General features: G+C 67.1%; 13 protein-coding genes. 5 read left to right on the top strand and 8 right to left on the bottom strand.

The features are described from left to right. Nucleotides 1-67: 67 nt before the first annotated feature. Genes ACLARN_RS22680 through ACLARN_RS22670 form a run of 3 tightly spaced genes read right to left on the bottom strand, consistent with a single transcriptional unit; the run spans nucleotide 68 to nucleotide 3,526 of the window. On the bottom strand, nucleotides 68-910 hold the full coding sequence (locus tag ACLARN_RS22680; RefSeq protein WP_409493447.1) for a transglutaminase domain-containing protein: 843 nt from the start codon (nucleotides 908-910) through the stop codon (nucleotides 68-70). Beyond that, nucleotides 907-1,854: an alpha-E domain-containing protein gene (locus ACLARN_RS22675; RefSeq protein ID WP_409493446.1), complete on the bottom strand. Its 948-nt coding sequence runs from the start codon at nucleotides 1,852-1,854 to the stop codon at nucleotides 907-909. Before ACLARN_RS22675 ends, ACLARN_RS22680 begins: the two co-directional genes overlap by 4 nt. Nucleotide 1,855: 1 nt before the next feature. Continuing rightward, entirely contained in the window at nucleotides 1,856-3,526 is a 1,671-nt protein-coding gene (locus ACLARN_RS22670) for a circularly permuted type 2 ATP-grasp protein (protein ID WP_409493445.1), read from the bottom strand. Nucleotides 3,527-3,674: 148 nt separating this feature from the next. On the opposite strand from ACLARN_RS22670, the gene ACLARN_RS22665 reads away from it, so the two are divergent. The 3 genes from ACLARN_RS22665 (at nucleotide 3,675) to ACLARN_RS22655 (ending at nucleotide 6,115) form a co-directional block, all read left to right on the top strand. Next, on the top strand, nucleotides 3,675-4,490 hold the full coding sequence (locus ACLARN_RS22665) for a basic amino acid ABC transporter substrate-binding protein (RefSeq protein WP_409493444.1): 816 nt from the start codon (nucleotides 3,675-3,677) through the stop codon (nucleotides 4,488-4,490). A gap of 69 nt (nucleotides 4,491-4,559) precedes the next feature. Further along, nucleotides 4,560-5,363, top strand: a complete 804-nt coding sequence (locus ACLARN_RS22660) for an amino acid ABC transporter permease (protein WP_409493443.1) — start codon at nucleotides 4,560-4,562, stop codon at nucleotides 5,361-5,363. Next, nucleotides 5,360-6,115: an amino acid ABC transporter ATP-binding protein gene (locus tag ACLARN_RS22655; protein ID WP_409493442.1), complete on the top strand. Its 756-nt coding sequence runs from the start codon at nucleotides 5,360-5,362 to the stop codon at nucleotides 6,113-6,115. Before ACLARN_RS22660 ends, ACLARN_RS22655 begins: the two co-directional genes overlap by 4 nt. A 55-nt stretch (nucleotides 6,116-6,170) precedes the next feature. Here the strand turns inward: ACLARN_RS22655 and ACLARN_RS22650 are convergent, their stop codons facing one another. Genes ACLARN_RS22650 through ACLARN_RS22635 form a run of 4 tightly spaced genes read right to left on the bottom strand, consistent with a single transcriptional unit; the run spans nucleotide 6,171 to nucleotide 9,135 of the window. Continuing rightward, complete coding sequence (locus ACLARN_RS22650) at nucleotides 6,171-6,914, bottom strand: ESX secretion-associated protein EspG (RefSeq protein ID WP_409493441.1); 744 nt, start codon at nucleotides 6,912-6,914, stop codon at nucleotides 6,171-6,173. A gap of 2 nt (nucleotides 6,915-6,916) precedes the next feature. Further along, complete coding sequence (locus ACLARN_RS22645; protein ID WP_409493440.1) at nucleotides 6,917-8,116, bottom strand: hypothetical protein; 1,200 nt, start codon at nucleotides 8,114-8,116, stop codon at nucleotides 6,917-6,919. 3 nt (nucleotides 8,117-8,119) lie between these two features. Further along, nucleotides 8,120-8,731 (bottom strand): DUF3558 domain-containing protein, encoded by a 612-nt coding sequence (locus ACLARN_RS22640; protein ID WP_409493439.1) that lies wholly within the window; start codon nucleotides 8,729-8,731, stop codon nucleotides 8,120-8,122. Continuing rightward, nucleotides 8,731-9,135: a PE domain-containing protein gene (locus tag ACLARN_RS22635; RefSeq protein ID WP_409493438.1), complete on the bottom strand. Its 405-nt coding sequence runs from the start codon at nucleotides 9,133-9,135 to the stop codon at nucleotides 8,731-8,733. The genes ACLARN_RS22640 and ACLARN_RS22635 overlap by 1 nt, the downstream gene beginning before the upstream one ends. 1,037 nt (nucleotides 9,136-10,172) lie before the next feature. On the opposite strand from ACLARN_RS22635, the gene ACLARN_RS22630 reads away from it, so the two are divergent. Both ACLARN_RS22630 and ACLARN_RS22625 read left to right on the top strand, forming a co-directional pair. Then, nucleotides 10,173-12,518 carry an oxidoreductase gene (locus tag ACLARN_RS22630; RefSeq protein ID WP_409493437.1) on the top strand — a complete coding sequence of 782 codons (2,346 nt, stop codon included), beginning with the start codon at nucleotides 10,173-10,175 and terminating at the stop codon, nucleotides 12,516-12,518. 35 nt (nucleotides 12,519-12,553) lie between these two features. Then, complete coding sequence (locus ACLARN_RS22625) at nucleotides 12,554-13,021, top strand: SRPBCC family protein (RefSeq protein ID WP_409493436.1); 468 nt, start codon at nucleotides 12,554-12,556, stop codon at nucleotides 13,019-13,021. On the opposite strand, the gene ACLARN_RS22620 is transcribed toward ACLARN_RS22625, so the two are convergent. Then, complete coding sequence (locus ACLARN_RS22620) at nucleotides 13,018-13,716, bottom strand: TetR/AcrR family transcriptional regulator (protein WP_409493435.1); 699 nt, start codon at nucleotides 13,714-13,716, stop codon at nucleotides 13,018-13,020. The genes ACLARN_RS22625 and ACLARN_RS22620 overlap by 4 nt on opposite strands. Nucleotides 13,717-13,725: the final 9 nt, after the last annotated feature.

The following is a 13,725-nucleotide window of genomic DNA, read 5'->3' as shown; positions in this document are numbered from 1 at the left end:
TATACCCGCACAAGACGTGGTGAAAGCGCCCTTCACCGCGTCCTATGCGGGGAAAGTCCCCTTCAGCTCACGTCAGCCGGGTCAGCTGCACCGAGACGTCCAAAGTGGACTGACCGCCGCCGGTGAAGATGCCCTTGAGCGGCGCGACGTCGGCGTAGTCCCGCCCGTAGGCGACCCAGACGTGCCGCGTCCCGACCGGGATCGCGTTCGTCGGGTCGTAGGCCCACCAGCCACCGGTCCAGACGTCGACCCAGGCGTGGCTTTCGCCTTCGACCGTCTCGCCGAGCTTCGCTTCCGGTTTCGTGTGCAGGTACCCGGAGACGTACCGCGCCGGGACACCGATCGCGCGCAGCATCACCAGCGTCACGTGGGCGAAGTCCTGGCAAACGCCTTCGCGCGCACGCCAGGCGTCGGTCGCCGTGCTGTGCACGCCGGTCGTCCCCGGCTGGTACTTGAGCTGCTTGTTGACCCATTCACAGACCGCGAGCACGGCCTCCGCCGGATCGAGCCCCTTCCGCAGTTCGCGCGCGACCTTCGTCAGCTCCGGATCGCGCGGCGTGTACGGCGTCGGCGTCAGGTACTCGGTGCGGTGATCGACCACGGTGTCGCCGCGCAGGTCCTTCCACGACGCCGAACGGATCGGCTCACCTTCGTCGGCGGTCTCGACCACCGACGTCGCGAGCACGGTGAACTCGGTGTGCGGCGCGTGCAGGTCGAACGAGGTCACGACGGTGCCCCAGTAATCCGTGTACCGATAGGCACGGGTCGCCGGCGTCGTCTCGACCCGGTTCACGACCGTGGTCTGCCGCCGGTCGGATCGCGGGGTCAGCCGCGCCTCGTTGTACGACTGCGTGGCCGGCGTCGCGTACCGGTATCCCGTCCGGTGAGCCACCCGAAGCTGCCAGGTCACAGCGAAACCTCCGCACCGCTCCAGGCCACCCACGGCGACGAATGGAAGTACTGCACCGAAACCGCGTCGCCGATGTCCTTGATCGCCGTCTGCAGGGCGCCGAGCCGTTTCGGCAGGTCGTCCAGCAGATCGGACTGCCGCAGGAACTCCAGCTCACTGCGGGCGCGGCCGAGCTGTCGCAGCGCCTCGGACTTCTCGTTGGCCCGCGAGTTGACGCCGGGGTCCAGCCGCTCCAGGCATTCCTCGGCCTGGCGCAGCGCGTGGAACACCGACCGCGGGAACAGCGTGTCCCGCATCAGGAACTGCACGACCCGGGCGGCGTCGAGCGCGCCGCGATAGGTCCGCAGGTAGGTGTCCTGCGCGCCCGCCGAGCGGAGCACGGTGATCCAGCCAGGCGAGGACGCGCTGTCCTGAACCCGCGAAAGCAGCAGTCGCACCACCATGTCCGCGCGTTCGACCGAGCGGCCGAGCACCATGAACAGCCAGCCGTCGTCCCGGCTCATCGTGGAATCCGCGAGCCCGGCGAACATCGCCGCGCGCTCCTCCACGAAGGAAAGGAAAGCGTGCGGCCCCGCGCGGCGTGCGTACCGCTGCCTGTCCGGCACCGCGTTCCACGTCGCGTTCAGGCATTCCCACAGCTCGGTCGAGACGACCTCACGGGCGCCGCGCGTGTTCTCGCGGGCCGAGTTGATCGAACCGACGATCGACGCCGGATTGTCCTTGGCGTAGGCGACCAGCTCGGTCAGTTTCCACACGTCGAGCGAGTCCATGCCCTCCGGCGAGATGCCGAGGACGGCGAGCAGCTGGCGGCTCGCGTGATCCGAGTCGACGCTCGCGTCTTCGAGTAGTTGATGCACCGCGACATTGAGGATCCGGGAGGTGTCGTCGGCGCGTTCGACGTACCGGCCGATCCAGTACAGCGATTCCGCGTTACGGGCGAGCACATCAACCTCCCTGTGCCTGTTGCTGCTGCTGTTGCTGGCTCGTGGTCAGCTCGGGGCCCTGTTCGGCGATCAGACCGTCCACATGGGACAGCTCGCCGAGTGCGGGCCGTTCCAGTTCCCGCTCCGCCGTGGAGGAGCGCGGCGCCAGTACCCAGGTGTCCTTGGATCCGCCGCCCTGCGACGAGTTGACCACCAGGCTGCCTTCCGGGAGCGCGACCCTGGTCAGCCCGCCGGGCAGGACGAAGATCTCCTTGCCGTCGTTGACCGCGAACGGCCGGAGATCGACGTGCCGCGGTGCCAGTCGTTCGTCCACTTTGGACGGAACGGTGGACAGCTGGACGACGGGCTGGGCGATCCAGCCGCGTTTGTGCGCCCGGACCTTCCGCTTCAGCGCGGCCAGCTCGGCCGGTGTCGCCTCCGGCCCGAAGACGATGCCGTACCCACCGGAGCCTTCGACCGGTTTGACGACCAGCTCTTCCATATGTTGCATGACGTAGTCGAACTCGTCCGGCAGCCAGCAGCGGAAGGTGTCCACATTGGGCAGCAGCGGCTTCTCGTTGAGGTAGTACTTCACCATCTCGGGCACGTAGGTGTAGACGAGCTTGTCGTCACCGACGCCGTTGCCGACCGCGTTAGCGACCACGACGTTGCCCGCACGGGCCGCGTTGAGGATCCCGGCGACGCCGAGTACGGAATCCGGCCGGTAGTGCACCGGATCGAGGAATTCGTCGTCGATCCTCCGGTAGATGACGTCGACCTGCTGTTCGCCCTCGGTGGTGCGCAGGTACACGACGTTGTCGCGGCAGAACATGTCGCGGCCTTCGACCAGCTCGACACCCATCAGCCGGGCCAGCAGCGAATGCTCGAAGTACGCGGAGTTGTGCACGCCCGGCGTGAGCACGACGACCATCGGATCGGCGACGTTCGCCGCGGCCGCCGCCCGCAGCGCGCGCAGCAGATGCGAGGCGTAATCGCCGACCGGGCGGACCCGGTGCTGGGCGAACAGGTCCGGGAACACGCGCGCCATCGTGCGGCGGTTCTCCATCACGTACGACACGCCGGACGGGTTCCGGAGGTTGTCCTCCAGCACCCGGAACGTGCCCTCCTCGTCGCGCACCAGGTCCACACCGGACACGTGGATGCGGACGCCGTTGGGCGGGTTGATCCCGAACGCCTCACGCTGGAAATGCTCACACGAGGTGATCAGCCGTCGCGGCAGAACACCTTCCCGCAGGATCTGCCGGTCGCCGTAGATGTCGGCGAGAAAGGCTTCGAGCGCGCGGACCCGTTGCGCCACACCGCGTTCGAGTTTGCTCCATTCGGCGGAAGTGATCACGCGCGGCACCAGGTCGAGCGGGAACGGCCGTTCCTGCCCGGACAGCGAGAACGTGATGCCCTGATCCACCATGGCCCGGTCGATCGCCGCTGAGCGGGACGAAAGATCCGTCGAGGTCAGCGCGGAGATCGATTCGTACAGCGCCCGATACGGCTGGCGGACCGTGCCGTCGGCGGTGAACATCTCGTCGTACGCGTCCGCGTGCGGCCGTGACGGCGAGAGATAGCCGTCGAACTGCGCTCCAGGCTTGGCCGCCCGCCTCGCCGAAGTCGTCGCACGGGGACGGCGGCCCGCCGGTGGGAGGCGCGGCGCCGAGTTGTTGTTCATGGTCGCCATACTCGCTCACCCTGCCATGTCGGCGCGATACCCCGCGTAAGGACAGTGACGGCCGAAACGGCGCTGTAACGTCGTAGTGCTGTGATTGCCGCCGGATGAGTGGCAATATGCGTGCTCTCGACACATGGGAACTACAAGGAGTGACGACGTGGCCCGATTGAAAGCGCTCGCCCTGATCCCGGCGCTCGCCCTAGCCGCGGGAGTGCTGACTGCTTGCGGTGAGGAAGGCGGTACCGCGGCAGGAGGCGTCCAGCTCGTCGCTTCCGGCAAGGTCACCACCTGCACGCACCTGCCCTACCAGCCGTTCCAGGTCAAGCAAGGCGACAAGATCGTGGGCTTCGACGTCGACCTGGTCGACCTGGTCGGCAAGAAGCTGGGTGTCGAGCAGAGCATCGTCGACATCGCCTTCGAGAACATCGAGTCCGGCGAATCGATGAACAGCGGGCAGTGCGATCTCGCCGCCGCGGGGATGACGATCACCGACGAGCGCAAGCAGAAGTTCGACTTCTCCGACCCGTACTTCGAGGCGACCCAGGCGCTGCTGGTCAAGGTCGGTTCGCCGATCAAGGACCTTTCGAACGTCACGGGCAAGAAGATCGGTGTCCAGTCGGCGACCACCGGCGCCAAGTACGCGGAGAAGGAAGCCAAGGGCGCGGAGATCGTCACGTTCGACGACCTCGCGCTGCTGGAGCAGGCCGTCAAGAACGGCACGATCGACGCGGGTGTCAACGACAACGGCGTGCTCTACGACTTCGCGAAGACGAACCCGGACACCACGGTCGTCACGGAGTTCAAGACGAACGAGTTCTACGGAATCGGCGTGAAGAAGGGCAACACCGCCCTGCTCGGCCAGATCAACGAGGTGCTCAAGGCGTCCGCGGCGGACGGCTCGTACACGCAGATCTACCAGAAGTGGTTCGGCAAGGCGCCGACTTGGCAGCCCGGCGGCCCGACCGCCAGCTGATAATCCGTCCCCGGTGGCCGGTGCCGAGTGCACCGGCCACCGGTTTGTCGCCACTTTTTGAGGAGAAAAATGGCTTTGAGCCGCCGCCAGCGACGTTCGGCGTTCCGGAACGGGCAGTACGTCCTGCTGCTGGTGATCGTCATCGTGCTCGCCTTGCTCGCCGACTGGGGCAGGATCGGCAAGGCGTTCTTCGATCTCGAGGTCGCCGCCAACCAGTTCCCGGCCGTCATCACCGTCGCGCTGAAGAACACCATCGTCTTCACCTCGCTGGGCTTCGTGCTCGGTCTCGGGCTGGGCCTTCTGCTCGCCCTCATGAGACTTTCCTCGGTCGCCCCGTACCGCTGGGTGGCACGTGGCTACATCGAGTTCTTCCGCGGCCTGCCAGCGCTGCTGATCTTCATCGCCGTCGGCATCGGCGTGCCGACGGCCTTCAACACGAACTTGCCGCGCAACATCGCGATCATGCTGGCGCTGGGCATCGTGTCCTCGGCCTACATGGCGGAGACCATCCGCGCCGGGATCCAGGCGGTGCCGCGCGGACAGGTCGAGGCCGCGCGTTCGCTCGGCATGTCACCCGCCCGCACGATGATCACCGTCGTGATCCCGCAGGCGTTCCGGATCATCCTGCCGCCGCTGGCCAACGAACTGATCATGCTGACGAAGGACTCTTCGCTGGCGTTCCTGCTCGGCACCACGCCGTTGCAACAGGAACTGGCGCAGTTCAGCCGTCAGGCGCTGATCGAAGCCAGGGGACTGACGCCGGTCGTCGTCGCCGGTCTGTGTTATCTCGTCATCACGATCCCGCTGTCGATCCTGCAGCAGCGGCTCGAAAAGAAATACGGGGCCGGAGTGCCCGGCGGAGGAACGGTATGAGCGCCCAGACGATCGTCGAGGTTTCGGGACTACACAAGGCTTTCGGCGAACTCGAGGTGCTCAAGGGCATCGACCTGCGCGTCGAACGAGGCCAGGTCGTCTGCATCATCGGCCCGTCGGGTTCGGGCAAGTCGACGCTGTTGCGCTGTGTCAACCTCCTCGAGGAGCCGCAGCAGGGCAAGATCGTGGTGAACGGCAGCGAGATCACCGACCCGGACGTCGACATCGACGGCGCCCGCACGAAGATCGGCATGGTCTTCCAGTCGTTCAACCTCTTCTCGCACCTGAGCGTGCTCGAAAACCTCACGGTCGCGCAGCGCAAGGTGTTGAAGCGCGGCAAGGAAGAGGCGGAGCGCATCGCGCGGGACAACCTCGCGAAGGTCGGGTTGGCGGAGAAGGAGTCTTCGCTGCCGACGCAGCTTTCCGGCGGGCAGCAGCAGCGCGTCGCGATCGCCAGGGCGCTGTCGATGGACCCCGACGTCATGCTGTTCGATGAACCGACGTCGGCACTCGACCCCGAACTGGTCGGTGACGTCCTCGCGGTCATGCGGCAGCTCGCGCAGGAGGGCATGACGATGCTCGTCGTCACGCACGAGATGCAGTTCGCCCGTGAGGTGGCCGACATGGTGCTGTTCATGGACGGCGGCGTCATCGTCGAACAGGGCGCGCCGGACCAGGTGATCGGCGACCCGCAAGAGGAACGCACGAAGACGTTCCTTTCGCGGGTCCTGAACCCGAACCACCAGGCCTAGGCCGCGTCCGGCAAGTCTGGGCGCGAAGACCGCGACCAGACTTGCCGGACACGGCCTAGCGCCCCCGGAGCTGCGACTCCAGCTGGACCACTTTGGCGGCGATTTCGTGCGGCCCGGCGCCCATGAGGCTCACCCAGCCCTTGGTGTCCGGGCCGAACACGACGCGGCCTTGTTCGGTGTCCATCCAGCCCGGTGGCTTTTCCACGCGTTTCCGGTTGCCGCCGCCGTCACGGATGGCGACGTACAGCCTTCCGAAGAAGGTGTGCGGCGACCGGATCCACTGGAGGATCTTCTTCGCGTCACGGATGCTCGGGCCGGTGCCGGTCAGCATTTCGCCCTTCATCAGGACCTGCAGATCGGCTTCCGCGCAGTTCAAGGACGGTGTGCGAGCGGGTGGGGCCTCGGGGAGCAGCCCGGTGAAGTCCTGCGCGAGTGTGTCGGGCCGGGTCGGCGTCAGGTAGACGACCTTGTCGACCAGGACGACGGTGACCGCTTCCCGGCCGCTACCCGCGGCGCGAACGGTCCGTTCACGCCCCTCCGACTTCACCCACGAGTAGTACTCGACCGCCGGCCGCTGCAGAAAACGCAGCGTGTCGAGGAACTCGTCGTCGATCCGGCCGCGCCGCAGCAGACCCTGTCTGTCCAATTCGGACTGTGCGGTGGCGGCCAGCTCACGGCGTTCCTCGGGCAGGTACCACTGCGCGCCGCGGACGAGCGTCGGGTGGATGTCGCCGAGATTATGTTGGTCCAGCAGGGTTTCGTAGGTCTGGAGCGTCAGTTCGACGGGTTTCCGGAGCACGGTTATGCGCCGATCACCGGCGGAACCGGCTTGTCGCCGTCGTAGCCGCCGAAGATGGAGTCGCCGTCCTCTTCCTGCAGCATGATCTTGCGCTGGTGCTCCTCGTCCTCGCCGCCCTTGCCACCTTTACCGGCGCCGGCGCCCATACCGCCCATTCCGGGAGAGCCGGGCCTGCCCGCCGCCGGACCACCCGCGGGCGTTCCGGCCGGACCGCGCATCGCGCCTTCGCCGGGCATTCCGGCCCCGACTCCGCGACCGGGCCCCATGTTCCCCGGCGTCGAGCCACCCGGCCCGAACCCGCCGCTGAACCCACCTGAACCTGGGCCGAATCCGCCGCCGCCACCGCCTGGGCCGCCGGGGCCACCGCCGCCGGGTCCGAAGCTGGGCGGGCGGTGGTCGCCTGGACGCACTTCCAGCCCGCGGTCCGTCCTGGACAGGTCGGTCTGGTCGTTCGGTCGCGGAGACGGCATCGACCTCGGAGGTTGCGGCATCTGCGGCATTCTCGGCGGCTGCGAGATCTGCGGCGGCCTCGGCGCCTGGTAGCCCTCGGCCCCCGGCGGCGCGCTGTACGAACTCGGTCCGCCGGTGTACCCGCCGGGGCCACCCTGCCTTCCGGACTCGCCATGCCCTCCACTGAACCCGCTGACCTTGGTCTGCCCAGGATCGACGGGATCCGGCGTGATCGGCCCGGCGGAGACGTTCGGATCGTGCGCGGCCGGATAGGCAGGCGCGAGCGTCAACTGCCGCGGCTGGGTGCTCTGGTAGTACGGCTCGTAGATCTCGACGTTGTGCTTGGTGTCCGCGTCGAATTTCGCGGCGGCGATTTCGTCGTCACTGGCGCCGATGGACAGGACGTCTTCGGGCCCGCTGTCCCCGGCGCGTTCCTTCTCGACCGGGCGGACATTGCCGCGCGTGTAATGGAAGGAGGCGTTCTGGTCGTACATCGACTGGCGGGCGCGATCCATGTTCTCGCCCGCGATCTTGGAGGTCGCGATGAGCGGGGCTAGGCCTGCCGCGCCGCTGTCGGCGGCCTTGCCCTTCCAGAAGGAACTCAGCGCCGTCTGACTGGACTCCATCGCCGTGCTGATGCGCCCATGGATGTCCATCAGCGTGTGGGAGGCAACCTGCGCCCTATCCAGCGTCGCCGTGGTTTCGGGGTAGGTGTTGAGCTTGGTGAAGATCTCCCAACCGCTGTAGGTCACGTCCTACGCCCCCTTGAAGTTCTTGATCGCGGCAGCGGCGACTTTCGTCGCCATCCCGCACGCATCGGAAAAGCCGGGATGCCGCGTGGACAGGCGCGGAATCACGGTGTACACGAGGTCGTTCCGGAGACCGACCGCCAGCGTGCAGGTGCCCTCGTCTTCGCCGCCGTTGGCGTAGACGACCGCCGGATAGCCCTCAATGGGGTCGACCGGCTTGAAGGTGGTGAGGCCACCGGTCTTGTGCTGCGCGTAGAGAGAGCTGAGACCGTCCTTGTTACCGGTCACGAGTCCGGCGTTGACGTTGCTGGGGCTTCCGGAAAACAGCCAGGTGCACCCGTTTCCCAGGGCCATCTTGTCCAGTCGGGACCTCTCGACCTTGCCGCCGACCTCTTCCACCTGAGCTGTCGGGATGGCTTGGCAAGGATCTGTTTCGACAGCGGAAGTGTTGGTGATCGGATCGGCCACGTTCGGTGCGCCGTCGGAAGGCAGAGTCGAGGAGGACGGCGCGGTGGGCGCCGGAGTTTCGGCGTTCCCCGGGTTCTTGCTGTTGCAACCGCCGCACAGGGCCACCGCGACGACTGCCGCGGCGATCAGGAAGGTGGCTTGAGGTCGCATCAGTCGACTTTTCCGATCTGGCAAAGTGCGTCGATCGCCGCTTGGTCTTGATTCTGATAGGCCGTTTTGATCTCGTGCAGAGTGCTCACGTAGGCATCCGTGTAGGCACGGGCTCCCCGGAGAAAATCCTGGTAGGACCGACCGGAGTTGACAGCGGCTGCCGCGTAGCCCTCACTGCCGACCTCGGCGCCCGGCGGCTTGATCTGAGTCAGCCACGTCGCCTCGTTCTGGGCCGTCGTGAAATCTCCTTGAAGGCAATCCTCAAGGGATTTGATGACCTTGTCCATGGCTTCGGCGTCGAATTCCCAGCCGCCGTTCGCCGAGGCGGCGGCGAAGTCGGCCTTCGCCTGTCCCGTACCCAGTTTGCGGTAGTCCGGAGATGCCTGCTGTCCCGGTCCTGTCATGACGTGCCTCCCCGCACGGGCCGCGATGGGGCGCGACCTACCCGTAGTTCACTTCTGACTCCAACCGGTGACGATAGCAGCAGGTAAACCGCCGATCAGCCCCTTCGCGGAAGATCACCGCCGAAAGTTGTCGGACCGGCCTACTTTGTCCTGATCGACGGTTTCGCCTGATCACGACCTCTTGAAGTTCTTGATCGCCGCCGCCGCGACCTTGGCCGCCATCCCACACGGATCGGAGACCATGGGATTTCCGGACGGCAGGTGCGGGTATGACGGTGTAGACGAGGTCATCCCGGATACCGACGGCGAGGGTGCAGGTTCCCTTGCCCTCGCTGCCGTTGGCGTAGATGACTGCAGGGTGTCCGCTGCCAGGATCCACAGGTCGGAACGTGGTGAGGCCGCCGGTCGCTTTCTGCGCGTATAAGGCACTTAGGCCATCCTTGTTGCCGACGACCAGTCCTGCGCTGACTGTGCTGGGGGCTTCGAGAAACAGCCAACTGCAGCTCAACCCCTGATAGATCAACAATACGTGAGCGCTCGACCTTGCCGCCGATCTCTTAGATTGCCGCTATCGGGACAGCGCTGCACGGATCTTTCTCGACCGCTGCCGTTCTTTCGATTGGCTTCGACACGACGGGTGCGCCGCTTGAGGGCAGGCGCGCTGACGGCGTCGTAAGTGTCGGTGGCGCGGCCTGGCCTGGTGATTCACTGCCGCAGCCGCTCAGCACGGCTGCGGCGGTGATGATGATGATCGACAACAGAGTCGCTGCCCCCCGCACGGGCCGCGAAGGGCGCGACCTACCCGTAGTCACCTCTGACTCCGGTGAGTGACCGTAGCAGCGAGCCGTTACCTCGACTGCAAATCCGGCGAAGATCACCGACGACGGACGCGAACGGCCTGGTCCCGGAACCCCGGTGGCCGTTCTGCCGTCGCAATTCCGTGACAGGTTCCGGTCTACTGCCAGGGGCCACTTGCGAATCCCCTGTGTGATCGGCTTCGCTGGTGGCCGGGGAACGATGGGGAGGGAAGCGAGACGATGCCGGGCTTTCGGCGCAACAACGGGCCGCGCGATCCGGGGGAAGGGGAGGCGAACGGCGATCCGGCCCTTCCGCCGCTCGACCCGTTCGACCCGAATCCCGACAAGCGGTACGAGGTTCCGGCGTCCGAGTTGATGAAGCCGGGGTCGACCGGTCTGCTCCGGTGGCGCCGTCAGGCGACGAACGCGCCGATCGTGCAGGTCGAGGACGCTTACATCACCGGGACGCTCGATCTGCGCGCCGCCGACATCAAGTATCTGTTCCGGTTCGAACGGTGCCGTTTCGAGCATCCGCCGGACGTCCGCGAGGCGCATCTGCTCGGGCTCGTGTTCCGGAAGTGCTGGCTGCCCGGGCTCAAGGCGCGGAATCTCCGGACCCGCAACGACGTCCGCCTGATCCGCAGTGTCGTCCAGGTCGACGGCGAGCACGAGATCGAGGAGACCACGGTCCAGCGCGGCGACGATCGCGAGCGCGGGATGCCGAACGCGGCGGTCAACCTCACCGACGCGGTCATCGAGGGCTCGGTCGTGCTGACCCGCACGGTGATCTCCCATCCGCGGGGCAAGGCGATCCAGGCCGACCGGGTCAACATCGTCGGCGCGCTGCTCGCGTATCGGCTGGTGGCCAACGGAGAAGTCCGCATCCCGGGTATGCGGGCCGGCGGTAACGTCAACTTCTCCGGTGCCACGCTGAACAACCGGGACGGCTTCGCGCTCAACGGGAACGGGATCCACATCGGCGGCAGTCTGCTGTGCGAGGTGGACAACTACGGGCCCGCCGCGCAGCGGAAACGCTTCTCCGCCAGTGGGATCATGTTCCTGCCGAGCGCCACTGTGGACAGTGACATCATCATGCGTGAGGCCAGGCTCTCGGTGAACCAGTCAGGGCCGATCGTGGTGGACGCCTGGAAGTCGAACGATCCGTACATCGATCCGCGTCCGGCGCTGGTCGCGGATCGGTTGACGGTCAACGGGAACCTCGAGTTGAGCGACGGTTTGCAGGCCACCGGGACGCTGCGGATGGTCAACGCGCGGATCGGCGGTTCGCTCCGGCTGGCGGGCGCCGAGATCCAGGTCGTGCGCGGGCAGAGCATTCCCTACTACGACCGCGCGATCCATCTCGACGGGACGACGATCGGCGGCGACATCGAGGCGACGAGCCTGCGGGTGCCGTCGGGGCAGTTGCGCATGGCCGACATCACCGTCGGCGGGAACGTGCTCGCCTGGAACTCGATGTTCCTGCATCCCCGCCGCGACGTCTTTTCCGCGCGGCGCGCGAAGATCGCGGGCAACTTCCAGCTCACCGATGCGACCGTCCAGGGAACGCTGCGACTCCAGGGTGCCGAGGTCGGCGGCAGCGTGAACCTCTTCGGTACCAGCCTGACCGAGCCCGGCGCGCGGACGAACACCAGTTACTCGCTGGACGTCCGCACCGCGCGGATCGGCCGCGACCTCGTCCTCACCGAGAACAAGGAACGCCCGTTCGTCGCGCAGGGCGGGGTGAACCTCGACGGCGCTCAGGTCGCGCGGCGCGTCGATTTCCGCGGCGCGCGGCTCGGTTCCCTGCCACAGCACGGGATCGCGCTCGACGGCAGCGATGTCTCCGCCGACGAGTTCCTGCTCACGCCCGCGTCGCCGCCGGACGGCCGGATCGTGCTGCGGCGCGCGCATTGCGGGACCCTCGGCGACAACGAGTCGTTCTGGGCGTCGGCGGCGGGGATCGAGCTGGAGGATTTCCGTTACGACGCACTGCAGGAGGACATCGCCCTCGACGACGACCGGGCGATCGACCATCGGATCGTGTTGCTGCGCAAGGCGATGGACGGCTACCGGCCGGGGCCCTACGACCAGCTGGCGGCGACGCTGCGCGCGTCCGGTAATGAAGAGCACGCCTCCACGGTGCTGCTGAAGAAACAACAGTTCCGGTATGTGGCGCTCGCGAAGGGCTTCAAGTTCTTCGGGCCCGGCGTGCACGTGTGGAGCTGGTTGCAGCGATCGATGGTCGGCTACGGCTTCCGCCCGGTGCGCGCGCTCGGCTGGTTGCTGACGTTGCTCGTGCTGGGCAGCCTGTATTTCGGGCTCGGCGTCGACGACTGCATCACCAACCCCAACCTGACGGTGAGCGGGCCGCGGTGCCTCGTCAACCAGGACGACACCGGGCTGCAATGGAACCCGGTGCTGTACACGATCGACCTCCTGGTCCCGATCGTCGACTTCGGCAACAAGTCGCGCTGGTACATGCACGGTATGGACAACTGGGTCGCGGCCGGGTTCACCGCGTCGGGCTGGGTGCTGGCGACGACGGTCGCGGCCGGTATCAGCCGGATGCTCCGCCGGGACAACTGAGGGTATTTCACATACCCTCAGTACGGAGGTAAGTCATGACTGAGCCCAGCGCCACCGGCAAGATCGCGATCGCCGCCCCGTCCGAGAAGGTGTACGCCCTGGTCAGCGACCCGGGCGCGCTCGCGGGGATGGCCGAGGAGTACGAGGGACACCGCTGGGTCGGCGACGCGAAGGCTGTCGCCGTCGGCGCGAAGTTCCGCGGCCGCAACCGTCGCGGGGTCCGCCGCTGGAGCACCCTGTCGACGATCACCGACGCCGACGAGGGCAAGCGGTTCGCGTTCGAGGTGACCACCTTCGCCGGGCTTCCCGTGGCGCGCTGGCAGTACGACATCGAGTCCGCGGGCGACGGTTGCGTCGCCGTCGAGAGCACGTGGGACCGGCGGCCGGGCTGGCTCCGCGGTCCGACGTCGCTGTTCACCGGTGTCTGGAAGCGGGACGACGCCAACCGGGCGAACATCGCCGCGACACTGGCCCGGCTGAAGGCCGCTGCCGAGAAGCCTTAACGCCGAAGCGACCTGACCAGGTCGAGCATTTCGGCGTGATGCAACGCGGCCGGGTCGCGCGCGACGGACTGGACATGGCCGTCGATCTCCAGCGTCACCAAGCCGTGCATCCGGCCCCACACGCGCAGCGCGAGCGCGGCCGCGGCCGGAGACACGTCAGGAAGGTCTTCCTGGATCTTCGCGACGTACTCCGGATTCAGGTCCGACCAGGTGCCCTCCTCGGGCTGGTCGTCGCGCCATACGGCGGCCACCAGTGAGGTCAGCCGGTGGCACACACGATGGTCGGTCCGGTCCACCGGGCCTGCCTCGGGCGGCCGGTAGCCGGGGATGGGGCGCCCGTAGAACAGCCGGAAGTCCTCGGGGTGAGCCAGTGCCCATTCCCGCAGGCCCTGGCCCCAGGCCGCCAGCCTGCCGCCGGGGTCGGTCTCGGGTACGGCGTCGGTGGCTGCTTCCAGCGCCTCGGCGAGCGACGTGCCGATTCCGCTGATCAGTGCCGTGATCAAGTCGTCCTTGGTGGGGAAGTAGCTGTAGATGGCGCGAGCGGTCATCCCCATCTCACGGGCGATGCCGCGCAGCGTGATCGCTCCTGGTCCCGCGTCGGCCATCTGCCGTCGCGCGATCGCCATGATCTCGCGGCTGGTCTCCGCGCGCTGCCGGTCCCGGCGGCGCGGGGTCACGTCGTCCCTCTCGCTCACGTCCACAGG

The organism is Amycolatopsis sp. cmx-11-12 (assembly GCF_046269425.1).
Classification (GTDB): Bacteria; Actinomycetota; Actinomycetes; order Mycobacteriales; family Pseudonocardiaceae; genus Amycolatopsis.
The sequence above is the reverse complement of the archived record's forward strand: the minus strand, read 5'-3'. Positions and strand labels throughout refer to the sequence as shown.